The sequence below is a fragment of the Dyadobacter bucti genome (assembly GCF_005869225.1).
Taxonomy (GTDB): domain Bacteria; phylum Bacteroidota; class Bacteroidia; order Cytophagales; family Spirosomataceae; genus Dyadobacter; species Dyadobacter bucti.
In genome coordinates this window covers 1-25933 of the sequence record NZ_SWFP01000023.1, presented here as the reverse complement: position 1 = coordinate 25933, position 25933 = coordinate 1, and the positions used below count along the sequence as shown (strand labels likewise).

Below are 25933 nucleotides of genomic sequence, written 5' to 3'. Positions count from 1 at the left end.
CTCCGCTCAGGCTGACAAAGCTTTAAGAAAATAACTTTTCAAAACCCTACATATATCCCGGATTTTGGTAAGCTGCCTTTTCCGCTGCGGTGATATCCAAATTATCCAGCTGCCCTTGCGGGATTGGCCTAAGGTAGTGATAATTCTCGATCGTCCTTTTGTATGTTACCGGTGTGTGGTCTCCTACGCCCGGGCCGCAGATGGTGTAGCTGGCGGCAAGTTCTTTCCAGGTTTGGGTGCGCACAAGATCGTACCAGCGGTAGCCTTCGCCGTAATATTCACGGGAACGCTCCGCCAACAAATATTCCAATGTAATCGTCGCAGGCGTGGCGGCGATCATGGCGGCGCTGTTGTCCGCCACTTTCGCTACGTTGCCCTGGTTGTTCCAGCGCCATTTGCCGGCGCGGGCGCGGATCACATTGATGAGGTCACGGGCGGTTTTCCCAGCCTGAGGAGCAGCGCCTTTAACAGCCGCTTCGGCAGCGATGAAGTAAAGCTCAGAGAACTTGCTGATGTTGAACGGACGCGTATTGGCAGCATTAGGCTGACCCAAACCTGTTCCGTTGTCGGTTCTGTACGTGCCTAATTTCCACAAACCAGGATATACCAGTCGGCTGATCGCACTTGGAGAAACCACGTAATCCGCTCTGCCTGGCAGCACGCCTAATCCCATTCCACTTTTGTAAACCGAATTCGAATAATCGATGGTTTGCGCAGGATCTTCATTCAGGAATGTCAGAATCGCTTGTCCCGGACGTACCTGCAAATTGTTTGCATTGTACAAAAACTCATTGGTCACGCCTGCCTTTGGCCAGTTACCGCGGTAGGCGGTTGTGAATGTACCGTCGTAGCGCGAATCGTTGGTTTTGTCCGCAAATATATTTTTAAATACTTCATGCGGCGGTGCCATTCTCACCCACGGGCGTCCCAGCGACTGATCCGCCTCACGCTGCACTGAGTTCACGGTGGTCGGCGAAGTCCAGTTCGTTTTTGAGCTGGTAATAGCGGTGTAGTTCCACGTCAGCATCCACACTGCAAAGTTGTCCGCATCGCCGCCGCCCGCGTAGGTCAGGCTTGATCCGTTGTACAACTCGCTTGTTTCGGTATGATCTGCGTAGAGCAGCAATTCGCTGTTTCTGTCATTCGAACCCAAATTCACATCGTAGTAGGTATCCTGCAATTTAAACGGACCCGGATTGGCAATCGCTTCTGTGGCCGTGTCGTAAGCCTTCTGGAAATACCATTGTGCATTATGTCCGTCCGGATCGGTGCGCGGCGTTTCGGGATAGGTCGGGATGTTCTTCGGGTTTTCCAGCCACCAGCCATAAGTTAGATAGGCTTTCGATAGATACAGACGCGCCAATGTTTTCGTCACTCCCCCTTTTACTCTTCCGGTTTCAGGAAGATCATTCACCGCCGTCAAAAGATCAGGAAATATGGCTTTTGTGTACACTTCGGGTACAGTATTGCGGGTGGATGTTCTCAGCGTGGAAATGTTGAACGCCAGTTCTCCCGAGCCCAGATCCAGCGGCACGCCGCCAAAAGCCTGCACCAGCAGGAAGTAATCGAATGCCCGGAAAAAACGTGCTTCCGCGATCAGCGCCGGAGTAATACCCACTGCCGTCGCATTTTCGATGACACCATTCGCTGTGTTGATATTGGGAAATGCATTGAACCACACATTACTCGCGTCACTGTTATTAGCCATGATTAATCCGCCGCCCGAAAGGTCGTGGATCTGAAAATTACTGCCGCCACCACTGGCGCCCCAGGTGGCTTCATCGGTTCCGGTGACACAGGAGTTGTAATAGTAGGCATTGCCAAAAATCCACCGAAGGTGGGCGTACATCCCGGTCAGACCGCCGTAAACGCCTTTTTCTGTTTTGAAATATTCAGGCGTGTAGATCGCCCGCGGCTTTTCTTCCAGGATATCGGTACATCCCACCGAGAAAAGCATCAGCAGCAGAAGGCCGCGAAGACTTGTAGATTGAATGAGTTTCATGTTCGAACTGTTTTAAAATGTCAGATTAACGCCCACCAGATAGTTGCGGGTAGACGGCGTACTTGTACCGATGGTGAGTATACGTCTCAGCGCACCTGATAACGGAACTGCCGCATTCTCGTTTCCGTATGAGTTTGTTTCCGGATCCATACCCGACTCTTTGTGGTAAGGAGAGAACATCACGAAAGGATTTTGGGCAGTAAAATAAACCCGCAGTCTGGTGATGCCCAGCTTTTCGAGTTGCTTCGAATCAAGGTTGTAACCCAATGTCATCGTCCTGATTTTCAGATACGAAGCATCAAAGTAGCCCAGCGTTGTTCCATATTTCGGATTATCGCCTCCAATGCCGCCCGGAGCAGGATATTTCGCCGATGTGTTTTCCGGTGTCCAGTAGTCCACCCGCACGTTATTTCCTGCCCGCGAATTCAGGTTATTGAGGTATCCGTTCGAACTGTATATCATGCTGTTGAGCAGACCGCCGCTTTTGAATGCGCCCACAATGCCCAGATCAAATCCTTTGTAAGCCACATGCGTATTGAACCCGCCCTGGAAATCTGGCTGCATGCTGATAATCTGGCGATCGTTTCCATTAATTGGACGTGTTGGCGCTCCGTCGGCATTATATTCTCCGGTGTATTTCACCTTAATCATCCCCGCATTACCGCCCGGTTCCAGAATGTCGCGGTACTGGTCGTCTGCCTGCCAGAGCCCGACTTTTTCATAATCATAAATCGAATTGATCGGGTGCCCAACAAACCACCAGTTTCCTTCGTCGCGCTGTTGCCCGGATGCAAGTGATACCAGTTTGTTACGGTTTGCGTAAATATTGAAGCCAATATCCCAGGTCCAGCCGTTGACGTTTTCAAGTATCGTACCATTCAAATTCAGCTCGAATCCTTTGTTCTGTGTCTGACCGATGTTTGCGGTGTAGCTCCCAACTCCGGAAGTCGGCGGAAGTCCTACACCCAGCAACACATTTTTGGTTTGCTGCTCGTAATATTCAACCGTACCGGACAGGCGGTTGTTGAACATTTTAAAATCGACACCAAAATTCAATGTATTGGAGAATTCCCAGCCCAGACGTGGATTAGGCGCATTGGAAACGTAGAATCCGGTAGAATATACATCGTCGCCGAAGTTGTACGGCCGCGTCGAGAGCAAACCAAGTGTTTCGTATGGATTTACCGCCTGATTGGAAGTTTGTCCGTAGCCGGCTCTCAATTTCAGGAGATTAACCTGGGTCACTGAGCTCATGAAATTCTCTTTTGAGATATTCCAGCCAGCTGATATGGCAGGGTAAGCATTCCATTGATAACCAGACGCAAGACGTGAAGATCCGTCGCCGCGGTAGGTGACGCTGAGCATGTAGCGGTCGTCGTACGAATACATCACACGGCCCATATACGAGAGCAGTCCCCATTGATTGTACCCCTGGTCAGCGGGATTCACGGTAATGATACCGTCCGCTCGTCCGAGGTTATAGAATTGAAATGCATCCGAAGGAATGTCCCGCGCGGCTACCGTTGAATTGTTGGTCGTGTTCTGCTGCGCCGAGTAAAGCCCCACCGCATTGATCATGTGTTTGCCGAAATTCTTGTCATAGCTCAGCAGGTTTTCAATGGCCCAGTTGGTGGTGAGCGTGTTGCTGATTCCAGCAGTCGAAACATTTTGCACGTTCCCGCTGAACACGCCCTGGCCGGTGTAATTTCCGTTGTTGCTTTGCCGGAAGTTCAGGCCCAGGTTGGCGCGGTATTTCAGGCCGGTTACACCGGGAATGCGCACTTCTGCAAATAATGTATTGTAAGAACCGTAGGCCCTCGTCTGGTCTACGTAAGCGTCGCCCAGACTATTAAACCGCTCGCGCGAAGGCACCCACTGCGGACCGGAAGTTTGTTCCTGTACAATGGTTTTCATACTGCCGTCAGCATTGTATGGGTTGGTGATCGGCGTTCTGGCGAGCGCCATGCCTACGGCCGGTACGCCGTTTCCGTTGTTGATCGTGAAGTTGGAATTAGTCGATAACCCAACTTTGAAATATTTATTAATATCCTGATCAACAGACCCCTGCAATGAATATCGGGTAAAATTCTGCAACGGCACCACGGCATTTTCCTTGTAATAACCTAAACCAAAGGAATAGCTGCCTTTTTCAGTGCCCGCTGAAACGCTGATATCATGGCTCGTCATCATTCCGTTCCGGTAGATCATATCCTGCCAGTCGGTGTTGACGTCATTTGACTCGTCGAGCGTATTCTGGAACTTCTGGATACTTGCGGCGCGGAGGGCTGCAAATTCGGGCCCGTTCATCATGGGATATTTGGCAAAAACAGTGGTGACGCCATGAAAACCATTGTAGTTGAACATCGCCTTCTGGCCGCGCTTGCCTGTGTTGGTCGTGATCAGGATTACACCATTTGCGCCGCGAGACCCGTAAATCGCAGTCGCTGATGCATCTTTCAGAATGTCCAGACTTTTGATATTGTTCGGGTTAATGTCTGTCAAAGAACCTGCAAATGGAATTCCGTCGAGCACGATCAGCGGATTGTTGTCGGCTCTTAAAGACCGTTGTCCTCTGATCAGAATCTGCATCGCCGAACCAGGTTTTGAAGACGTCTGAGAAATTTCAACACCCACTACCCTGCCCTGTAAAGCCTGCGAAAGGTTTGATGAAGGCACTTGGCGCATCATATCACCTGAAACAGAAACAACAGAACCCGTCACTGCTTCCTGCCGCTGCACCCCATAACCTACCACGACCACTTCTTCCAGCACCTTCTGGTCGGTTTTGAGGAGGACATTAATTGCTGTCTGATTCCCTACCGATATCTCCTGAGAAATGTAACCCACCAGGGAAATGACCAGCACGGCATTTCCGCCATCTGCGACACGGAGCTTGAAACTGCCGTCCGCTTCGGTAATGGTCCCGGTGGTGGTGGATTTGACGAGGACACTCGCGCCGGGCAGGCCCTGTCCATCGTCGCCTGTAACCCGGCCCGTAATTTCCACATCGGCGGTTCTGGCAGCCCTGTGCCTGCTGTGATAATCGGCCAGTATGCCACGCTCAGCAACGGCATCTTTCGAAACCCCAGCAAGCAGTAAAACCGGAAGCCCCAAGATGCCTGCAACCCGGGCGAGCGCGGTACGTTTTAATAAACGGTCATGCATAATTGATGTATCATTTAATGTTCGAAAAAGAGATATTATGCGTATTTGAAATTTTTAGTGTCAATTTGACAATAATCAATCAAGACTTGGTTTTGGGGTCATGGGTTTCAAAACTGATTTGTGTCGGTAGCGTGCATTTCACGCGCCGCTTTGACAGATGCAGCTTTTAGAACAACAATGCCTTCATGATTTTTTCCAGATATTATTTGATTTATTTCTGAACAAAATTAGTGCAGTGGCATAGTCCCCTGTGAGCACATTTGTACATTTGTAGGCGACCAATGTTCAAATACATCGAAAAAATGCCGGATTCGGAGAGAAATTTGCATTTTTACCTGGGTAAATTCTGATACAATTGTTTTATCGGAAGAAAATCTAACTTATTCTATCGAGCGCAATGCAGTTCCGGTTGGTCGGTATTTTAACATTCATTTTTCTGTCTTTTTTGGCGGGGTGGCATGCCTTTGTCTTCGCGCAGGCACCCGATCCGAAGTTCACTTCCCTCACTTCCATGGACGGGTTGTCGTCGAATACCGTGACCTCAATTCTGAAAGACCGCTACGGGCTGATGTGGTTTGCGACAGATGATGGCCTGAACCGGTTCGATGGTAATGATGTGCTCGTATACCGCCATCAAAAAAGCGATTCGGCCTCGCTCAAATCAAGCGACGTCACGAGCCTGCATCAGGATTGCAAGGGCCGCATGTGGGTGGGGACCAATGAGGGAGGCTTACATTTATATAACAGGAATAAAGACGCATTTATCCGCATATCCTCACCACACAGTGTCACGAGCATTGCCAGCGACGCGGGCGGTAAGCTCTGGGTGGGTACCACAGGCGGATTAGTGACTGTCAATCCGGAAACGCGCCAGACCACCACCTTTTTATCCAAACCCGATGTTTCGGACTTGATCTCAAAAGGGTTGGTCCTGAGCGTGGCGGTCGATAGCAGGCAGGTTGTCTGGATCGGGACCAACAAAGGTTTGTTCAGCATGCACCCTGCCGACGGCCCGGTGGAGGCTGTTAATTATTTGCAATCGCTGCCCGACGAGGCAGGTGGCCGGTCGGTAAAGTCGATTGTGGAAGACGGGAATGGGCATATCTGGATCGGGACGTTTAGCGGCTTGTACAAGCTGGATCAAAACGGACGGATTCTGGCAAGTTTTCGCTACGAGCCGGGAAACAAAAATTCGCCGAGCAGTAACATTGTTTTCGCTCTGGCCTGGGAAAATGATCGCAGCCTCTGGATCTGCACGGATGCTGGCTTGAATGTACTTGACATTCCGACAGGCACCTTCACACGCCACGAGCCCGATACGCGAACCCAATTCAGTCTGAGCAACAAGTCTGTTCGCAGCATTCTGATCGACAATGAAGGCATTTGCTGGCTCGGCACTTACAAAGGCGGCATTAATAAATACGATAAAAACCAGGTGATTTTTGGTTTGAAAAGATCCGAGAGCAATGATCCCTACGGATTGAGCGCACCTTTTGTAACGTCGTTTGCAGAGAGCAAAACAGGCCGGCTATTTGTGGGCACGGATGGTGGCGGGCTGAATTTTTACGATCGAAAAACCAATCTTTTCAAAAAGTTTTCTATTCAACCTGAAAACAAAAATGCTTCGTCCGGACTGGCCATTCTTTCGCTGGAACTGGCCTCGGAAAACGACCTTTGGATCGGCACATTTCACGACGGACTGATCCGGCTCAATCCGCAGACAGGCGCGTATAACCAATTCACCCGTGGCAAAGATTCGACTTCGCTGAGTAACAATGACATTTTCGCGATACGTAAAGACCGGTTGGGCAAGATTTGGATCGGCACCAATGGCGGCGGTGTGCACCTGTTTGATCCGGCGACCGGAAAATTCACCCGGTTTTACAATCCGGGCATTCCGATGGCCGACCGGCCGATCCCGCTGAATGGTTATATCCGCGACATTATGCAGGACCGGAGCGGCAGGCTCTGGATTGGCTCACATGGAACCGGGCTTGCTGTTTTCGATCCAGTTAAAGAAACTTCCCAGCTGCTTAACAAACAAAACAGTGACCTGCCCAGCAACATTGTTTCATCCATTCTCGAAGACAGTGAAGGAAATATCTGGGTCGGCACATCGGGTGAAGGTCTGGCGCTTTTTGACCCAAAATCAAAAAAATTTACCAGCTATTCCGGAAAAGAAGGCTTACCAAGCAATGTTGTCAATAAGGTTTTGCAAGATGCGCAGGGTCGTATTTGGGTGAGTACCAATCAGGGCATCAGCTCATTGGACGTGCGCAGTAAAAAATTTACAAACTACACCACTTACAATGGTATCCAGAACAAAACTTTTGTGCTGGGTTCCGGGATCAGAACGGCAGACAACACACTTTTTTTCGGCGGCATTGCCGGGTTTAATTTCATCGATACACGCAGCATGCCTTCCGGGAAAAAGGTGGCGCCTATTATTCTAAAAGATCTCAGGATCGGGAACCGCAGCATTACTTCGGCCGATTCGGGTTTCGTAGATGCTGATATTTCGGTTGCCAAAACGATCCGGCTTGGCTACAAACAGAATTTTTCCATCGGTTTTGCTGCGCTGGATTACACCAATCCGAAACAAATTCATTACCGGCACCGGCTTGCGGGAATGCAGCCTGAATGGAATCAGACGGGGACGAATAATGTGGCCAGCTACACCAACCTGAGTCCGGGCAATTATGTGTTTGAAGTTCAGGCCAGCCCCGATGGGATTGAATGGAATGGTGAGACGCGGTCCGTGAATGTGGTGGTGGAGCCGCCATTTTATCTGACCATTTACGCCTATATCTTTTACATTCTCACGCCATTTGTGATCGTGCTGATCATGCGGCGGCGGGGGATTCAAAAGCTGAAACGCGAGTTCCGGCAGCAGCAGGAACAGACCGAAGCCGAACGGGCGCGCGAGCTGGATCAAATGAAGATCAAGTTTCTGACCAACCTGAGCCACGAGTTCAGGACACCGATCGCGCTGATCCTTGCGCCGGTGGACAAAGTACTGGGCAAAACAAAAGATACCGAGTTGCACGCGCCGGTTTTAGCCATTCAACGGAATGCAAAACGCCTGCTGAACCTGGCCGATCATTTGCTCGATCTGAAAAACGTGCAGCAGCAGGAACTCAGCCTGGAATTGACCCGGAAGGACGTTGTCAACTTTATCGAAGATACCTGCGGGCAGTTCACCGATCTGTTTGGCCGGCGCGGGATTGATTTCAAGATAGAGAGCCCAGCAGCGCATATTTTCATGGATTTTGATGCGAACAAGCTGGAAAGGATTCTTTTTAACCTGCTCTCCAATGCATCCAAGTTTACACAAAAGGGTGGGCAGGTGGCGCTGAGCATTTTTCAGCAGAAAGACGCGGAGGGAAAACAATGGCTGGACATTGGCGTGTCAGATACCGGCATTGGTATTCCCGAGGATAAACATGAAAAGATTTTCGAACGCTTTTTCCAGAATGATCTCGGCCAGTCGGTGCTGAATCAGGGAAGCGGCATTGGGTTGTCCATCGTCCGCGAGTTTGTGCAGCTGCACCAGGGTTCGATTTCCGTTCAAAGCCAGCCGGGGCTGGGCAGCACTTTCACGGTGAGGCTACCGGTAAATGCCGATTTTGAATCGGTTCCGGCAAACGACAGTCCGACGGCACTGCCGAAGGCGGAAGCCTCGTCTTATGTACCGGCTCACAAGCTGGAAAAAACGCATGTGGAGGAACCGTCGACTGTGCTGATCATTGAAGACAATGAGGAATTCAGGCAATATCTGAAAGAAAACCTCCTGCCCTACTACCATGTCATCGAGGCCGGCAATGGAAAGGAAGGCTGGCAGAAAACGCTCAGCCACCATCCCGAGCTGATCGTGAGCGATATTGCCATGCCCGAAATGGACGGGATCGTATTAAGCCAGAAAATAAAGGCAGACAAACGGACCAAACACATACCGATTATCCTGCTAACTGCATCGACAGGCGAGCAGCAGCAACTCGAAGGGCTTAACTCTGGCGCAAATGATTATCTGACCAAACCCTTCAACTTCGAAATTCTCAATGCAAAAATCAACAACCTCGTGCTGCTCAACAGGCTGCTGAAAGGCGTCTATTCCAGGCATATCAAGATTTCCGGCCAGGACCCGCAGATCCAATCAGCCCAGGAAAAACTATTGAAAGACATGCTCTCCTACATTGAAGATAAACTGCATACTTCCCATCTCAGCGTGGAGAACCTCAGCAAACACGTGGGCATGAGCCGGGGCAGTTTGTACAGCAAGGTGCTGGAAATGAGTGGACAAACACCGATTGAGTTTATCCGCTCGATCAAACTCGAAAAAGCAGCGGTACTCCTGGAAAACAGCGATCTTACCATTTCGCAGATCTCCTACATGACCGGCTTTACCGCGCCGAATTATTTTGCGAAGTCATTCAAGACAAAATTCAATATGCTTCCGACAGAATACCGGGCCTTGAAAAACAAGGGAAGAATTCGGTCGCATGCATCTTATATTTAGAAATCTGGTAAACCAGTTTACCCGGAAAACGCATCGCCTCCATTTCAATGTACAGACGTGCGTTTCTAATTCATTTGCAAGCGTTACATGCTTCGATTTTGACTTTTCAAGCACCAGCCTGATAAGCCTGGAAAAGTTGCTCAAGTAATTGGAGGCCTTCTCGGAGTCATTTTGGGCAGAAAAAAACTGAATGGAATTAAGGCAGTTAAAAATAAAATGCGGGTTCATCTGAGACCTTAATGAGGCCATTTCCGTTTCCGAAAGTTTGAGCTGATATGCCGCCATCTCTTTGTTGTACTTCGTTGTCTTCCGCAGCTGGGTGAGCTTTTCAAGTTGCAATTTCGTTTTGATAGTCCAATACGACAACTGGCTTTGATAAATATAGCTAAGTAAGCCTAGTAAAACCAACCCCATGGCCGTTCTGAACCACCATGTTTCATCCAGGCTGGTTTGATCTTGGACGGTATCCTGAGCTCACGAACGGGATTTGTAACAGATTTGGCGTGAAATGTATAATCTCCTGGTGCCAGGTAGGTATAAAATGCCTGGTGATCCTGTCCCGAATCGAGCCAATTGTAAGTATCCCTAACCTAACCTGCGAGAACAACACCTGTGATATTTTTTGGGAGCGCACTTAGTGAATCTACTGAAAATGCCATTGTTGGCCGCCTGGAAGAATTGCTTCCTAAATTGAACACATTTGGTACTCATTAAGCAAAGTTGATGACGACAATGGGCAAAGGTAGAACGATGCCAGTCTCCGGGAGGATCGTGAAAACTCTTCAACGGCACAATCCGACAATCAGTAAATGGGAATTCTAGAATCCATTTTTTTGACGAAGCATCGAAGGACATTTCACTAATTGAGGCAATTCCTTACCTCCTATATGCATTGCATAAAAGCTAATTTAGTAAAACTAATCCTCCATATTCATACGGGGTCCATCCGAGAGACTTCCTAACAAATAATTGGGTCGTTTCAAAAGCTGACTCTACGGTGGCGCTTGGTTTAAAAAGATTGGTGTAAAAATATTTCATAAACTCGGCAGTTCGCTTATCATCTACTTCCCAAAGTGTTGCTATCACTTTTTTTACGCCCGCGGATTTGAACGCTCTAAACAACCCGAACATTCCTTCGCTGCCCTGGCTAGTGCCAATAGCCGAGTTACAAGCCGAAAGCACGACAAGTTCCGCATTAAGATCCATGTAAGAGGTTATTTCAGTCGCTGTCAATATACCATCTTCCGACTTTTCCTTTATAACCTTTTTTGCGCAGTCACTTGCGGCTAAACGCAAAAAAGCCTCTGAATTCTGGTAAATAGTTAGTCTCCGTGAAAACTTCAAATCGTCGGGTGTTCGGTTTGTAAAATCGCCGTGCGTCGCGAAATGAATGATGTCATAGGACCTGAGGTCGAGCCCTGCAAGCGAGTTTTCGGTGGCGGCGCTTTGGTGCAGCAAAGTGCTTTTGGCCTTGGCTTTTTTTATCAGGCTGTCAACATGCGGCCCCGTTAAACGGCAGCGGCCTGGTAATTGCCCGGGGGATTCCGGACAAGAATAGAGCACATTTCCAAGCAATAGCGCAGATCGCGAAGTTATGGTTTTAGAAGGCATTAAGGTTTTTTCTGCAATTTCCGAAGTACTCACCACGTATCTAATCTGGTAAGTATCTCCCACACGCTTACCCGCAGCGCCTGATATCGCAGCAAATGACAACCCTTCATAGACGCCGGCAGCAGAAAGGTAAACCGTTTTTACCGTTGGCGGCAATACTTTTTGAACTCCCTCCCAGCACAATTGATAAGTGCGGCTGTCGATGGCGTAAACCTTGTTGATCTTTGCGGGAAGGTCTGTACTTTCATCTGAAAGCAATTCTGTCATCTCCGTTGAATTGCCCATCACAATCACCTTTGGACTTTTCCACCCTTGTATGATTACGAGCGCGTAATAGTCTTTATGTCCCCCTCCATTTACATGTAAAATTTCGACTGCTGCCTCATGGGGTTTAAGCAATTTGACCACTTCGGAGGCATATACTCCACCCTTTTTCAGAGCAGGCGTTAAACCTATCCCTTCCCTTTCCAAATTTTGAATCTCCTCGGACACTTTCAGAGAGGGATTCGAACGGTTGACTTAATATGCTGAAAGCCAATGAATTAGCGAATTCTCTAAAATGCGTTCCATGATGCACGAAAAGGTCAAAACTCCCAGTAGCCGCGCCTTTTGTAACTAGTTGATAAACAATGAATAACACATCGTTTGCATGTTAAAGTTAATCAATGATTCTGCAACTCAAAATATGGTGTGCGTGAATCATGGAAATTTTGTTAAAAATGGATTTAAGAATGCAATTTTTCTTATCGTTCGGATTATTTGGCAGATACTTACGAACGCAGAAATAGCGTGCCTAACCGTTTAAAAGCTTCCCAAGGATATTTTGCAAACGGGTCGGATTGCGATAAACCTAATATGTCCATCTCTCGAAAAGTAATAAGTATCTCTTATAAGGTAGTCGTCGGTGCGGTTGTTGGAAACAATACGGCAAATTCCAAACTGAAAATAATCATGAATGCAACAGCACTCAGTCTAATAAGGCTTTAGATTAATATATTCTGGATTCCATTTCTGTCTATCCGGCTAATATGTGCGAAAGATTTACTTTTGCTTGTCTATAGATTCTTGTACAATTTTGCACGCACTAGCCGAAATGCCAACAACTATTGTAGTAGCTTGTAGACTAGCCACTGAATAATAAGTTGTCTACAAAAATCAATTATTTGCTTAGCAGAAGGAGGTAATATCAACGCAGACTAAGAAAAACTGACTGCGGTAATGTGGTAAGCGTATAACAGAATTCGTCACGGTTGCATATCTGATCAAATGGGCGCAAACCTATTGCTGAACGGCGTAATTATCCTTCATGTAGCAAAAAGCTAAAATGTTATTATGGACGTATACCTGAGGCAACATGGAGCATGGGCGATTAAAGTTCTATGACTGTTTTAATGGCAAACTGCTCTCTCCACATTATGATAAGGAATGTTGCCAGATGAAAAAGGGTACAAAATGCATTGCACGCGGCTGTATTTCCTGCAATCATCTTAATTGGTTCTCGTATGAGGTTCTGTTCGAGATTTCCGTCTCCTCAGCTGTAGTGAAGAGTTAGTAACGTAGGATCTACCGAATAGTAAGTTCTGAAAAATAAACGTGAAGGTGAAATATTATCTCATTAAATTGGCTATCCACACACAAGCTTTGCCCCTCACAGCCTTTCTTTCGTTAAATCATGCCATAATCAATTTCTTACAACCACTTTATAAAAATTTGATCCAAAATATTGATAATCTATTTTATTCCATCCTCTCTCAAAACTATGAAAAAAATTGTACTGACAGTCTTCGCCCAAATTTGCATTTTTTGTTGCGCCCATGCTCAAAGCACGGAACAATTTAAACTGGATAGCACTGCTCTGTCCCAGCAAAAAATTATTCTAGAACTACAAAAACAAATTCTGGATATTAAGCAAGCTCAAATTGATTACAATAAGACGTCAGAAAGTAGCGACTTCAAGACAGAAATTGACAAAGTTAAAGCCTACAAAGAAATTTTAGGTGACAGCAAACCAGAGGCTCTCAGTGGTAATATCACAGTATCGGAGGGTAAAGTATCATCTGCTGAAACTCGAAGCCTAGTTCACGACGCCTTAAAGACAGGTATTCTAGAAATTCAGAAAGATATTAAAGTTAAACGCATCACAGACATAGTAATTTACAATTCCCCATACTTTAGAGGAATACCACAATACAGTATTTTGAAATCTAATTTGGAGCTGCTTAAACGCAGCTATGATCAGTTCAACACCTCATTAACGGGAGTGACAAGAGATGCCGCTTTTTTAACCACATTGGCTGCCGGTATAGCGGTTGTTAATGCAATCGGCCAATTAGGGACACTATTCAAGACCGAGACAAGTATCGTTGAAAGTATCGAATATCTTAATGAATCTCTGGTTGTCGCGAAATTGGCCAATGGCCTTGACGCTAATTACTATTATCCGGCGTTGTATCCTATAAGCTCCTCGGGCGAGTCAGAAATTGCCAAATTGTTAATTCAAATTGAAAATATTAGGTTAACCATAACCGGTAAACTGGATGATACTCAAACAGCAATAAATACGCTTGATCAAGAGGTTGCCAAAAAAGAAGCGGAGATAACAACTGACAATAGCAAGCTAACCAAAGCTAAAAGTCAAAAAAATCAATTATTGATAAAAAGTTTAGAATTATCAATTAAAGTAAAGTCTACTGAGGTAGAACAATTAAAAGCCGCAAGAAAGCCGTTGTTAGATAAATTAACTAACTGGCGCGTTCGTTTCGAATCGATCGACAAAGATTTCGCAAAAGTTAAAGAAAAACTGGAAGAAATAATCGATAAAGAAAATAATCTATCTGCACTCGCTATATCATCTCAGATAGAACAAATCATAAAAAAGATTTCAGCTGGTGCAAAGACTCTGCGTATAACAACAAAGGCAATAAGCACAAATAAGATAACAAAGTTCTTATGGATCAGTACTCTTAAAAGTACCGCGGCCGTAGAAATAGAATATTTGATTTTCGACAGTGACGGCAAAATAATAGCTTCAAATACATTTCTTGATTACAAAGGAAAAAGAAATTAAGCTTTTTTTACTACAAACCCTAAAAATGCCATAACTATGAAATCACTTATCTATATATTAGCATATTTCATTACTTTAAGCTTGACATATGCCCAATTTCCGGTAGTTTCAAATCCTAGCAACTTAAATGAAGTTGAAATTAACCAGAAACTTATCGCTGCGGGGTTTAAATTTAAGATTGCCAAAACACAAGCCTTCATTAAATACGCTGTTGGTGGTAAGGGTGATAAGAATTACGAGCCGAGTATTGAGAGTAAATTACTAGTGCATGCACGCGCAAAAGAACTTACTAGAATTGATAATGAAGCAAAGAGAGAGTTTATTGCAAGCAAAACTTCCCTTGCTCCTTCATTGTCTGCTAGATTGAGAGATGCCGGGCCGGCAACTATTTCCCCAATACTTCGTAACTTTGACTGGAGAACGTTCAAAAAAGTAAGTGAGGTTCAAGATCAGGGTAGTTGTGGCTCGTGCTGGGCTTTTTCTGCTACCGCGGCTTATGAAGCAAGTTATCTAATTGTAAATAATGCGAAAATCAATGTATCCGAACAGGATCTGATGAATTGTGCAATTAATGGAGTGGTCGACGCAGGAGATTGTATTGGAGGTTGGACACCTGACGCGTTTGAATATATGCTGAAGAATGGATGTTCTTCCGAAGAAGTTATACCTTACTTAGGTGCTGACATGAACGTAAGCTGTGTGGATTCGATGTCGAGAATATATAAGGTTGCAGCATGGGACTATGTTGATATTGGTACGGAAGTTCCTTCTGTTGAGAAGCTAAAAACGGCCCTCTGCGAATATGGCCCAATTAGTGTAAGTATGAACATTGCTTCTCCGCTTTTCGCGGCTTATGTTAGCGGAGTGTATTCAGAGCCATTGACTGATCTGCAATTTGCAAGTGGCCATGCAGTTGTGATTGTTGGTTGGGATGATGATAAACAAGCATGGCTGATACAAAACTCTTATGGAAAGGAGTGGGGGGAGCAGGGTTTTGGTTGGATTGCCTACAATAGTAATAAAATTGGACGATCTGCAAGGTGGATTAAAGCTTCCAATCTGTTCTTTCAAGCGACGGACAAGGTCATTTTTATAGGTTCAAGTCCTGTTTCTACTCGATAGTCAAATGTCTTTAAAAGTGATATCTTTCTTTGTTTTTCTAATTCTATTGCAAAACGAAAGCTGCATTAGGCAAAAAACGTATGAAGATACATCTATAACTAAGGATCGTATTGTTGAACATTCCGCTATTGAGGCAATGTTAGTTGATACATTAACGATTACTTTAAGCGCACCGGTTAATACTGGCTATCGATGGTCCTTTATTGAAGGACAAAATATTAAATTGATATATCCTGATTCTTCATCGCTAATGAGACGTGAAATAGGTGTCAACAAAGATGGTGGCTATGGTAGGCAAGTCTTCAAGTTACTCCCTTTAAAGAAAGGAAATACTTTTGCCGCTTTTAGGTTTAAGCGTCCATTTGGCAAAGATAACAGCAATGACAGCTTATCAATTTTTCCGATTGTTGTGAAATAGGAATAGTTAGGATTTTCACGAGCAATGAAGTGTAGACAGATGCGAAACTCGCATTGGTGAATAAATATCGACCTCTTTATACCCCACAAAATAACTTGGGGCAAAAGTCCCAATTTAAAATAACATTTAAGTATCGAAGTACATCATACGATATTCCAACTAATAAACCTACTAGTCTGCAGTTCTGACCTTTACATATCTCATCAATCGTTTACCTTATGTAGATCAGGTACTTTGCCTCAAATTAAATTGTATCCAAGATGTAAAATGGTAAAACGATTATTACTACTTATCTTCCTAAGCACTGCTATTTGTAGCTGCTCTTGGCTCAAAAGCATTTTTTCACCTAGTAAACCTGATCCGAGACACAAACCAATTGAATGGAAGGATGAACCAGTTGGAAGTATGCAAAAAATTCAAGTTGTAACCAACATCCCAATTAAGGACTTGAAGGATTACTACACTATTCAAGTCATAAAAATGGGCTTTCGGCCTAATACGAAAAAAATCTACAAAGATCATTTCTCATCTCTGATGAAGCGGCACGAGAATTACTATGTCCGTTTGGATATAGTATTTAACGGTGACACTGCAATTTTTTCAGGTCAGTATGGAAATAGAGGGATTGGCAGTTACTATAATTCCATGTCTGGATCAGAGGATTTGAGGGAGGAGGATATAGACTGGAATAATATAACCTATGATGTAAACTCATGGACACTATTAACTCGGGCTAGCGCAATCAGTCCGGTCGAACATCCTTTCGCAAACGCAAAATTTAGATACGGATTTTGATTTATCCAACCTTCAAGATAGAGACACAGTTGGATAACGCAAGAAGTCCGAAAATTGCCTTTTTCATCAACCTGGCAACCCTTGGACGGGATACTTTAACGTCCAACTTGATCAACTCGCGCGTTATCCTGGGGCTTCCATAAGTTTGCTTACTATTACCATGAATGGCCCTGATTTTCTCAGTAAGTAACTGATTTTCAATGGATGTATTTAATAATCCATTATTCAGCCAAGTGTAAAACCTGCTTCTGCTCACTCCAAATACCAGGCACATTTTCTAAATGGGAAATAATTTCCGATGACTTTTTATGAACCGGAATATTTGCCATCGCTCCTTGAGAAAATGCCGGGCATCGCATGCCGACAGCCTTTTTTAGTATATCGCGTTCAAGTTGTGTCTCGCGGAGTTCTTTCCTCAGCCGAGCTAATTCTTGCTCCGTTTCGCTCAAAATTACCTTTCCATTGCCAGGAAAACTCCCATTCTGTTTCGAGGAAAGCTCTCTGCGCCAGCGATATAACATTGCCGGTGGGATATCCAATTCTTTTGCCAATGCACTAAGGTCTGTGCGGCTATTGCTCAGTTCAACGCTCATCAGTTTGAACTCTTTGTCAAACACTCTTCTTTCGTCAGACATATGTGTTAAGTTATAAAAGTTTCCCTTAACTCAATGTCCACTTAAAGGTATCAAGTCCATCGCTTTGTCAGATACTAATAGTACCTATTTTATATTCAGCTAATAAATAGGCAATTATCCGAATATATGGCTGTTAAAATTGCCCTTTCTAGCTTTCTAGAGTGTAAAACTCTCCGCTCGTTAAGTATAGCATTTGTAAACTAGTAGAGTCCGAGTTAGCACAGAACAGTGCATTAAAGATGTATTTGAGGTCCTTAAACAGATTTTTTGCTACAATACCTATTGAATTAGCTGGTCTGGAGAAAATAAATTATCGATTATCCAAATTGATTTTCCTGCATAACCTTTCTGTTACATAACAATTTTTGTTAGCAACAAGGGTGTACACTAACTCTCAAACATTGGTGGGGGGTAGTTCAATAAGGGGTGGTGTTTAATTCACACAAGTAAAATTTAAAGTCGTTGATTTTGTGATAATAAGGCCAATCACCTCGTGGCCATCAGATAATTGTCTACATCAATAAAATGACCCAACATTCCTGTCAATAAATTCCTCATTTGCTGATACTTGAACCAAGCACAATACATTCTATAAATTAAAATACATTAAGCTAAAGTCGCAATTTTACGCTTTTTGAAAAATCATTTACAAAATTGAAAGCTTGAGTTTGAAGAAATGAGTCGATCTCATTGTCTATAACACTTCCGGCAAATATTACCGTGACTGGAAGTGGAATCCCTGTTATCACGTGTAGAAGTCCTCCTACTAACCCACTTAATGTATCATCGCAACCGTCCCTATCAACTCCAAATGATGTAGGAGATTTAAATGTTTTAATCTGGGCGACAAACTCGTTATCTGAATTAAACCCAACGTCAAAACCCATGGATAAAAAATATCGATCCGGCTTGGCATAAATATGCATGGTTCCAGCAGCAGGACAATCGAAATTGATGATTTCTTGGAAACTCTTTATTCTATCAGGGCCATCACCATTACAAGGCCCTGACTTGTCATCATCGAAGTCTTTTTCACCACATCCACCTGGAACATCAATGATTAGACTTGCTATAAATGAGGTATTAAAATCAATTTGATTCCCAGTAAATTTTATTTCAGCGGGGCCGATGCCGATTTCATCTTTTATACCCAATGAAATTGTGGACTTATGATAAAAAACTCTATGCTCTTTTTCATCAAACTTATTTCCGACTTCCAATGTTAGTAAATTCAGAGTATTAGGAACCCTCAGTGCTATCTTAGCGGTAAAATTTGGAGTAGTACCAGGTTTCGCAGTTGCAAATCCTTCTGTCAAATCAACTGGAATATTGATTTCCTTTTTCAATTGCGGTAACGATAGTGCAAGTTGTATTTTAGATCCGGTAATATTAAAATTATTGCACTTGATTTCTCCTTCCTCGTTTCGTTCAATGGTACCAGCTAAAATCCCTCCATTAACTGCAAACTTCTTGTTAGAGCCATTAAAAAAGCTCTTAATAGGTATTTTTAATCGAAACCTACCAGTCACAAATTCTTGACCCAGCGACAACTGCATTGGGAAAGTGGGGTCAGATGCTTCAATTGTCCCATTGGATGATGTAAAAACTTCAAAACCGCCAGGAATGCCAAATTTTGAATCTTCATTAAGAATAACTGAGAAATTTCGGAAGCTTCCAACAAATATTGGACTCTGTGCACTGTTGATGGCAAGGCTGTTCGAGGAGATGTTACCTTGAGCAATGTTTAATTCCGTATTTGAATTGATTTTTAGTAATCCATGCGTAATAAGAGCATCGAATTGATTGAAGGATCCGGCTATTTTTGGTCTTTTATTTGATTCGTAAATGCATGAGATATTTGCGTCCAAGTTACTACTTCCTAAGGCAACGAAGCTACCAAATCCTAGCGATAATATTGCTTCCCTAATATTCAACTTCAATCGAGAGCCAATATCAAAACTTATTTTTGTGACTCTGTTATCTGTTCTAATTTCAAAACCAACAAGATCAATACTGGTACCATCGTCTAGCAAAAATTTATTCACCCTCGGGGTGTCAAACACTGTGAGGAATGAACCAAATCCTAACTGACCCTTAATAATTCCAGACGTGGCGTCTACAAATGAACCAAGATTATTCTTGGAAAATGACACATTTTGTAGTACTACTGAAGTACTTTTTTCAAATTTAAAAACTGCATCATTATTGCCAATGGTTCCGTTATCCAAACTTAATCCTAGCTCATTGAGCTGACCCGATATTTGTCTCGTCTCAATGTCAAAATCTAACGATTGAAAAAGTACATGTCCTTCTGACTCCGTAGTGACAGAATTACTCGATCCCGGCGAGCCAGGATTTGTTTTGGAAAAAAAAAGCGTAGAGTTGGGTTTAAGTGTTACTGCAAGAGCTTTCTCTTGATTTTCACTTCGTAAAAATCTTACCCTGGATATGAATGGCTTTTGTATTGGCTTGATATTTCCGTTTTTATCAACCGATTTCATCGCTTTGGTGTTTAAAAATGGCGTACCGGATAATAAATCATTAGGAGTTGGTTTCATTTCTAAGAATCGATTAATTTCAAACGCTGACGCCTGCGAACATCCTTGGGTGTCGAACGTGGGATTCCCACCATTTACATCACCATCACTATCATAAGTTAAAGTATCAATTCCTACGGAGGCACAACTTACTCCAAGTAATGCAATATGTATCTTCGGAATAAATGTTAACGTTGCACTGGTTAGCGTTCCACCGTCGTACTTAAACACAACACTCATTTTGGGTTCAAACGGTGTCGTTTCATCTACATTGATCAGAAAAGTCTTCCCACCAATATTTGCTTTAAAAAAACCTCTATTGAGGCTCAGAATCATTCTGCCTTCCGCCGATTGTACGCTGTTTATGAGGCTGTTGTAAAAGTCCAAGGGTGCTTCTTGGGCTTTTGTTGGCGTAACTCTTAGAAAAAGCAAAAGTAGACATCCAAAAAAAATTAATTTAGTTAACATAACATCAAGTTTGGACTGTGAATAAACTGGTATTCAGAAACTAGGCACGTTAAATCTTATTGGGAGCATCTCTCACAAGGTGCTTCTCCGAAACCATCAGGATCACTTTAGAACTCAGATGGTGTCTTCCAAGCGAATGTGTCTTTGGGTTAGAGAGCGCTCGGTTGAATTCCCAGACTATCATTTTTGCAGTTCCAATCCGGGGAAATTCTCTGTTCGTTACATAATGATGGTTTGTCCTAAGTAGACTTGCACAAACTGGTATTCCAATTAGACAAAGCGGCGAGTCGGTAAAAGCCCCGCCGTATCGCTCTGGATAGCTTATTCGTCTCAGCGACAACGACGATGCCCAGCAAAGCATATTTAAGAGTGATCAAATTCGCCAAAATTTTGATTAAAATGCAAAGACCCTATTTGTTAGTGCATACTTCGTCATCTACACGTTCCTACGGGACTGAAAGTCCAACACTTAGAAGATTGCGACATTGAGGGGTCGTACATTCCACACATAGCAGAAGACGCTTCGGCGCGCGAGTTAAAAGTGGCCAGCGTCTCTCCAATTGGAGATGCTGTGGATTCTCTAACACTGCACGAGCCGGACGAACTAACTCTTTGTATAACATATTGCGGCTTGGTAGGCGTCGAAGGTTGATCGTCATCACCGGTCGGAAACAGATCTAAGCCACACGAATTAACAAGTGCCACGCATAAAAACAACATTAATCTTTTTAGATTTTTCATGTGGTAGATTTTAATGTGATTCGAGAAAAAGGTCGCTATTAATCTTAAATTTATCTATTAAAGGTATTGCTTTGGATACCTGTAAATAAAGCACGTATTCTTTTTCTCGAATCTTCAATGGGAACTCTTGCCTCAAATCAGAATCTCTGACTAGCGGTTTGTCTTTAAACTTTCCATTCACTTGGCTCTTTGCAAGCGACGCCGCACCTCTTGCGACAAAATTATTTGACTGTGGCCTAATATCGCAGTTTTCGAGTGTGAGGTCTTTCCTAATGTTTAAGTCGCCATCGAAATTCGTGTCGATATCAGTACTGAATATGTTGCAAGACGCTTTCAGCCCATTTTCATTTCCAAAAAAACGAAATGCAGATATTTCGAATTTAAACCCACCCTTGTCCAATTTTATTTTCTCGTTTGCAAAATGATTGACGGAGAGGAAATTTAAAAATCCATAATCAACATTTAATATGGCATTCGAGTTATCGTCAAACATTTCCTCACTACTGGGCTTAACTAGTTCATCTATTCTAAATAATTCACTAGGAGCAATTGTAAAAGCGATTTTATCTTGAAAGAAAAATGGTCTAACGTGAATTGGAATACTCTGTGAATCAGAAACTTTAATTTTCATATCTTTGGTCACAATATCGTAATTTAGCTTAGCAGATTCCTTTATTTGATTTACTAGTTCATCTTCAAATTTCTTATCCGGAGTTTTCACTACAACGCTCAAATCACTGATGCGAAATGAAAGTAGCCCTGAGCTCCAAGAGGCATCTACAAATCCGATTACAATCGGATCAGGCGCCTCTGGGTTAGAGAGAATGCTATTCAATAACGCAGCTTTGTCATTGCAAAGTGATCTCTCAATTAAATGTTTGGCTCGAACAATGTCGGGCTTCCCCGTTTTAGCGGCAATGATAAATTTTGCCGAATTTTCAGTAACGCTACCACAATAACATAAATCAAAAAAGTTTAAGTCTACCATACTCCCACTGCTCGATGCAATTTCAACAGCAATGGGTAACAGCGATTGAGAAAGCGACTGGGTCAGTTTTTCAGAAGCCGTTAAGCCAATTTTAATGGGCTGACAATATGCGGCGGTTAGGGAAGAAATAATAATTGCAAAAATAAGGTGTTTAAGTGTCTGAGTAACTGGTACAGGTAGCCTTTTCATATATGGTGAGATAGAGGTTGATATATTCATTATCGGACTTACGTAATTTGTAAGTCAAAATCTAACACAAACCACATGGTCCCAAAATCCAAATTGAACGATCCGGTATTTAGTCAGCATTCTAGTTTGTTCAAACCATATTTATGCAAGGAGCCAGCGGCAGATCACTTGTCGAACACAAGTTAAGACTTATCGTTCTGTGTTAGGATGTTTAAATACAAAACTCAATAAGCGGTAAACATGGCTTCTTGTACCCATACATCCCCAATCAATCGAACCTCGCTCGCTCAAGTTATGTAACCTCCTTGCACAATCTTAAATCTTGTCCTGTCCGCAGGACAGGATGTCAAGACAATCAAAAATGTCGTTTAGGCACTTTAAATGGTATTTTTGAACTCAGACTAAACATCAGTAGAGCTTGATCATCTGGTAGATTGTTGCCAGGTCATTCCCTTGTAATTTGACTTCACGCCAGTTAGGTAGACAACCTGGTAAGAATCGCTTGATGTTGCCAGTTGGCCGGATATCTGAACAAAGCCACCTGCCTCTTTGACGGTCCGCCGTGCTGCTAACTTTTCCTTCCCCGCCCAGTAGTCTAATTCAGCTACCGTAATGTCATGCGGTTTGCAGCATTCACTTTGATTTACGCCACTTTTGCGCCATTCCCTTACTAATTTAAACATTTCTTCTGACTGATCCATTTTCATTGTTTTTTCAGCCAAAAGTAAAAACCGAATTTCAGCTAGGTAAGATGTGGTTCATAGGCTGCTTACCTTACAACCCTATATTTTAAGCGCATTCTTCGATAAAATTTATAATACACATTGAGTCGGCCTTTTTATCTTGATATACTTTATCACTTGTAAAATCGAAGTATCCGTTGGCGACTAGATGCCGATTGGCTAGAACTTCCTTTTTGCCAAAGTCAATATCACGATTCGCTGCAAAGGGATGACGTCATCTCCGAAGGATAAATATGGTATAGTGGTACAATGAGTCAAAAACATCAATTCCGACTCGGTAGCGGAGCTGACACTTTTACCTTAATTGCACTGTCCTTTAAACCTCCTTACGGCCAAAGAATACAGTACCTTTTCTGATGGGTTTATTAGGACCTTGTCGGCTTCTATTCTTTTTATTATTCCCGTGATATCTTCATCTGTAACACACTGCCCTCGAAGAATTTTTTCGACTGTTTCCGTCCCGAGTATCTGGAATATTTCAGCAACTTTATCTTTCTCTTTTCCCTGGACTCTTACCCTCGTTCTATGCAAAGAGCGACTATACACTTCGTCGAACTTCAGTATACCCGACGTCGTAAACCCCTCCCATACAGACGCTAAACGCATAATACGAAGGCTATCCTTAGCAATTCCATATTCCTCCTTTATCAAAACCGCGTCATTTAAGGTTCCTTCAATATTGTCATTCATGAGCATGGCTAACATTAGATACATCTCTTTATATTTTTGACGATTTTTCACAAAGTTACCGATCTCGTAAAAAATTTCGTCAGTCGTAGGTTCAGACTTCTTCATCACCTCATATCGGTATTTATTTGACACATAATATGCCGAAATAAAATCTGCTTGGCATTCCCTGAAAGCAATGTTCTTTTCGCTGAATATTTCCGCGTTGCGTTCGTACTGAGTTATGTGAGCATATTCGTGTGAAAGAATCGCTTCAATCATTGGCTGGTCTTCTTCAAATTTGTAAAAGCTTCTCAGAGTTATGCAAAGTCCCTTGGAAATCGTTATTTTTTTTGGTTTGAGAGTTGGAAACGCTTTGAAGGTTGGATCTTCATTTACCAACAGAATTAGAGACCGTGGATTTTCACCAAATACTGAATCCAGTCTAGACCTATCTCCTTGCCAGAGATTTGTGGCTTTTTTCGCTGGATTATTAACGCAACCTGCTAGAAGAATAGTAACGGCGAAAAAGTAAAATGTTCTACTTGACATCGTCCCAGGCGTCATAGGTGAGTTTTTTAACATTTGCTTTGCACGCTTTGATTCGATCTTCTGCTACCATCTTAATTCCCGTAATAATGATCGGCCAAAAGCCTCCAATGGATGCGCTGGCACTTGTGTCAGGTCTGACGACACTTTCTGCCTTTTTTAAGAAAATTGTTGCTTTTGAAGAGGCCGCCTGGAGGTCGGACTCATATGGTAAAAGAATAAGGGATGTTTTGTCGACAATGCATGTCCCTTTTCGTAATATGCTGGTGTCAATGTCCTTATTGATATCGGTGAAAACGGAATTGTATTCTTTAGCGACGTTGGCGTAGCTTTGTTTGAGCGCATCAATCTCTTTTTGTGGGATCTTCGAATTTGCTTTTATAGTGACTATTTTTTTGTAAACTTCTTTCTTTTCGGTCTCGAACGTCGAATATATTTCTTTTGCACGATGCCTTTTTTTGTTGATGTTGTCAAGTATTGTGCATGAAAACATTAATGCAGATGTGATTGTAATAGCTAAAACGTTTAAAAATAGAGTTCTCATAATTATTTTTTGGTTAAGTATGGAATTAATTCATCTGGGATTTTTGCTTTTGCTTCAGGAGAAAGCTTGTTAAATAGATCTTTCGGAATTTTTTTGTCTTCTGGAAACTGTTCCCACATACTTCGAGGTAATGCCAACATTTCCTCTCGCGTGACTGGCAAATCAGTTTTAATTGTCTTAATTAAGTATTCGTTTGTAATTTCACTTGAAGACTTTACTTCCAATCTATTTATTGTTTCTTGTTCGAATTTATCTTTCAAGAAATTTAAAGTGAAGTCAGGATAGTCAGCAAATTGCTTCTTTGCTTCTTGATTGTGATCCTGGCCGGCTATTAGCCATTGGATAGCCTCTTGCTTTTTCTTTACCAAATTGAATAGTACGGCAAAAGTACCACAGCTCCGTGGACCAGTCGAGCCTCTAAATCCAAGGGCTGAGCCGTCACCGACAGGTACTAATGCAATATAGGAGGGTACGCGTGTGGGAGGGTCGTCATTTCCTATCATCAAAAATGAAACATTAATTTGGATGTCACTCTTGATCTTCTCACTTTGCGCGTGTGCTGGGCGAAACGCAAACGGGAATGTGATAATGAAAAGTGTAGAAAACAATTTTGGATAGGAGGGCATGAAGTGAAGCGATAATTTTCCTCAAAATAGGGTATAGAATTGTTATTTCATTACCGTTTAATAAGTTTATCGACTATTTACAAATCCCTGAGACGATTTTACAGAATCAGTCATTTCAAATCAAGTTTGTAGATTAATTCCTCCTTTATTGTCTTTTTCCCACACTCCAATTGACGGGATCATAAAGTCTTATCCCGCTTAAATTGGTTTGCGATAGTGATAGTACTTTGTCTAATCAAATTATGGATATCTAGTCGCCTCCGTCAGATGACCATATAGAAATGTCTTATTCTTCGTATCCGCCCAAGCAACTACGTATTGGCTCTTAAAGATTTTGCGTTGCGAAGTTCTGTGGCAGCAGTGTATGGTATTGACTTGGCCTAGTGTCCAAGATGTTTTCGAAGACGGATTTTAGCCAAAGGTGGTGAAGCCTTACCCTAATGAGGACAGTGTACGTTTAGACTTTATCCATTTCTAGTTTCTTGACAAACGTTGCCGGTGCTAAGCCAGCCAGTGCTTGATGCGGATGAAAGCGATTGTAGTCTTCCATC

16 protein-coding genes are annotated in these 25933 nt (G+C 43.2%); 4 read left to right on the top strand and 12 right to left on the bottom strand.

Annotation, left to right across the window (positions count from 1 at the left end; all coding sequences use genetic code 11):
* Nucleotides 1-46: 46 nt before the first annotated feature.
* Nucleotides 47-2002, bottom strand: a complete 1956-nt coding sequence (locus FBF61_RS33620; RefSeq protein ID WP_138485374.1) for a RagB/SusD family nutrient uptake outer membrane protein — start codon at nt 2000-2002, stop codon at nt 47-49.
* Nucleotides 2003-2014: 12 nt separating this feature from the next.
* Nucleotides 2015-5167 carry a SusC/RagA family TonB-linked outer membrane protein gene (locus tag FBF61_RS33615; RefSeq protein WP_138485373.1) on the bottom strand — a complete coding sequence of 1051 codons (3153 nt, stop codon included), beginning with the start codon at nt 5165-5167 and terminating at the stop codon, nt 2015-2017.
* A 397-nt stretch (nt 5168-5564) separates the two neighbouring features.
* Here FBF61_RS33615 and FBF61_RS33610 point away from each other — a divergent pair, with 397 nt between their 5' ends.
* Nucleotides 5565-9683 carry a hybrid sensor histidine kinase/response regulator transcription factor gene (locus FBF61_RS33610; protein ID WP_138485372.1) on the top strand — a complete coding sequence of 1373 codons (4119 nt, stop codon included), beginning with the start codon at nt 5565-5567 and terminating at the stop codon, nt 9681-9683.
* Here the strand turns inward: FBF61_RS33610 and FBF61_RS35740 are convergent.
* Both FBF61_RS35740 and FBF61_RS33600 read right to left on the bottom strand, forming a co-directional pair.
* Nucleotides 9594-9932, bottom strand: a complete 339-nt coding sequence (locus FBF61_RS35740) for a histidine kinase (protein WP_374756645.1) — start codon at nt 9930-9932, stop codon at nt 9594-9596. The genes FBF61_RS33610 and FBF61_RS35740 overlap by 90 nt on opposite strands.
* Nucleotides 9933-10586: 654 nt before the next feature.
* The gene (locus tag FBF61_RS33600) at nt 10587-11765 is read right to left on the bottom strand and encodes a CHAT domain-containing protein (RefSeq protein ID WP_138485370.1); all 1179 of its coding nucleotides are present in this window, start codon (nt 11763-11765) and stop codon (nt 10587-10589) included.
* A gap of 1288 nt (nt 11766-13053) precedes the next feature.
* Here FBF61_RS33600 and FBF61_RS33595 point away from each other — a divergent pair.
* The 3 genes from FBF61_RS33595 to FBF61_RS33585 are packed head-to-tail and all read left to right on the top strand — an operon-like array spanning nt 13054 to nt 15901.
* The gene (locus FBF61_RS33595; RefSeq protein WP_138485369.1) at nt 13054-14361 is read left to right on the top strand and encodes a hypothetical protein; all 1308 of its coding nucleotides are present in this window, start codon (nt 13054-13056) and stop codon (nt 14359-14361) included.
* Between the two features lie 36 nt (nt 14362-14397).
* Nucleotides 14398-15483 (top strand): C1 family peptidase, encoded by a 1086-nt coding sequence (locus tag FBF61_RS33590; RefSeq protein ID WP_138485368.1) that lies wholly within the window; start codon nt 14398-14400, stop codon nt 15481-15483.
* 4 nt (nt 15484-15487) lie between these two features.
* Entirely contained in the window at nt 15488-15901 is a 414-nt protein-coding gene (locus FBF61_RS33585; RefSeq protein WP_138485367.1) for a protease inhibitor I42 family protein, read from the top strand.
* Nucleotides 15902-16697: 796 nt separating this feature from the next.
* On the opposite strand, the gene FBF61_RS35735 is transcribed toward FBF61_RS33585, so the two are convergent.
* From FBF61_RS35735 to FBF61_RS33545, 8 genes are all read right to left on the bottom strand, one after another.
* The gene (locus tag FBF61_RS35735) at nt 16698-16970 is read right to left on the bottom strand and encodes an IS3 family transposase (RefSeq protein ID WP_138485366.1); all 273 of its coding nucleotides are present in this window, start codon (nt 16968-16970) and stop codon (nt 16698-16700) included.
* Nucleotides 16918-17331 (bottom strand): transposase, encoded by a 414-nt coding sequence (locus FBF61_RS33575; protein WP_138485365.1) that lies wholly within the window; start codon nt 17329-17331, stop codon nt 16918-16920. Before FBF61_RS33575 ends, FBF61_RS35735 begins: the two co-directional genes overlap by 53 nt.
* 611 nt (nt 17332-17942) lie before the next feature.
* Nucleotides 17943-20336 (bottom strand): hypothetical protein, encoded by a 2394-nt coding sequence (locus tag FBF61_RS33570; RefSeq protein ID WP_138485364.1) that lies wholly within the window; start codon nt 20334-20336, stop codon nt 17943-17945.
* 751 nt (nt 20337-21087) lie between these two features.
* Nucleotides 21088-22284, bottom strand: coding sequence for a hypothetical protein (locus tag FBF61_RS33565; protein WP_166444696.1), 1197 nt, complete (start codon nt 22282-22284; stop codon nt 21088-21090).
* Between the two features lie 392 nt (nt 22285-22676).
* Complete coding sequence (gene tnpA / locus FBF61_RS33560) at nt 22677-22955, bottom strand: IS66 family insertion sequence element accessory protein TnpA (protein WP_166444695.1); 279 nt, start codon at nt 22953-22955, stop codon at nt 22677-22679.
* A gap of 342 nt (nt 22956-23297) precedes the next feature.
* Nucleotides 23298-24230 (bottom strand): M48 family metalloprotease, encoded by a 933-nt coding sequence (locus tag FBF61_RS33555; RefSeq protein ID WP_138485361.1) that lies wholly within the window; start codon nt 24228-24230, stop codon nt 23298-23300.
* Entirely contained in the window at nt 24205-24756 is a 552-nt protein-coding gene (locus FBF61_RS33550; protein WP_138485360.1) for a hypothetical protein, read from the bottom strand. The genes FBF61_RS33555 and FBF61_RS33550 overlap by 26 nt, the downstream gene beginning before the upstream one ends.
* A 2-nt stretch (nt 24757-24758) precedes the next feature.
* On the bottom strand, nt 24759-25382 hold the full coding sequence (locus FBF61_RS33545) for a hypothetical protein (protein ID WP_138485359.1): 624 nt from the start codon (nt 25380-25382) through the stop codon (nt 24759-24761).
* Nucleotides 25383-25933 lie beyond the last annotated feature (551 nt).

Coding starts and splice junctions, on each gene's coding strand:
- FBF61_RS33620 (WP_138485374.1), bottom strand. CDS start 2,002: ATGAAACTCATTCAATCTACAAGTCTTCGCGGCCTTCTGCTGCTGATG.
- FBF61_RS33615 (WP_138485373.1), bottom strand. CDS start 5,167: ATGCATGACCGTTTATTAAAACGTACCGCGCTCGCCCGGGTTGCAGGC.
- FBF61_RS33610 (WP_138485372.1), top strand. CDS start 5,565: ATGCAGTTCCGGTTGGTCGGTATTTTAACATTCATTTTTCTGTCTTTT.
- FBF61_RS35740 (WP_374756645.1), bottom strand. CDS start 9,932: ATGGCCTCATTAAGGTCTCAGATGAACCCGCATTTTATTTTTAACTGC.
- FBF61_RS33595 (WP_138485369.1), top strand. CDS start 13,054: ATGAAAAAAATTGTACTGACAGTCTTCGCCCAAATTTGCATTTTTTGT.
- FBF61_RS33590 (WP_138485368.1), top strand. CDS start 14,398: ATGAAATCACTTATCTATATATTAGCATATTTCATTACTTTAAGCTTG.
- FBF61_RS33585 (WP_138485367.1), top strand. CDS start 15,488: ATGTCTTTAAAAGTGATATCTTTCTTTGTTTTTCTAATTCTATTGCAA.
- FBF61_RS35735 (WP_138485366.1), bottom strand. CDS start 16,970: ATGTGCCTGGTATTTGGAGTGAGCAGAAGCAGGTTTTACACTTGGCTG.
- FBF61_RS33575 (WP_138485365.1), bottom strand. CDS start 17,331: ATGTCTGACGAAAGAAGAGTGTTTGACAAAGAGTTCAAACTGATGAGC.
- FBF61_RS33570 (WP_138485364.1), bottom strand. CDS start 20,336: ATGTTAACTAAATTAATTTTTTTTGGATGTCTACTTTTGCTTTTTCTA.
- FBF61_RS33565 (WP_166444696.1), bottom strand. CDS start 22,284: ATGAATATATCAACCTCTATCTCACCATATATGAAAAGGCTACCTGTA.
- tnpA (WP_166444695.1), bottom strand. CDS start 22,955: ATGGATCAGTCAGAAGAAATGTTTAAATTAGTAAGGGAATGGCGCAAA.
- FBF61_RS33555 (WP_138485361.1), bottom strand. CDS start 24,230: ATGACGCCTGGGACGATGTCAAGTAGAACATTTTACTTTTTCGCCGTT.
- FBF61_RS33550 (WP_138485360.1), bottom strand. CDS start 24,756: ATGAGAACTCTATTTTTAAACGTTTTAGCTATTACAATCACATCTGCA.
- FBF61_RS33545 (WP_138485359.1), bottom strand. CDS start 25,382: ATGCCCTCCTATCCAAAATTGTTTTCTACACTTTTCATTATCACATTC.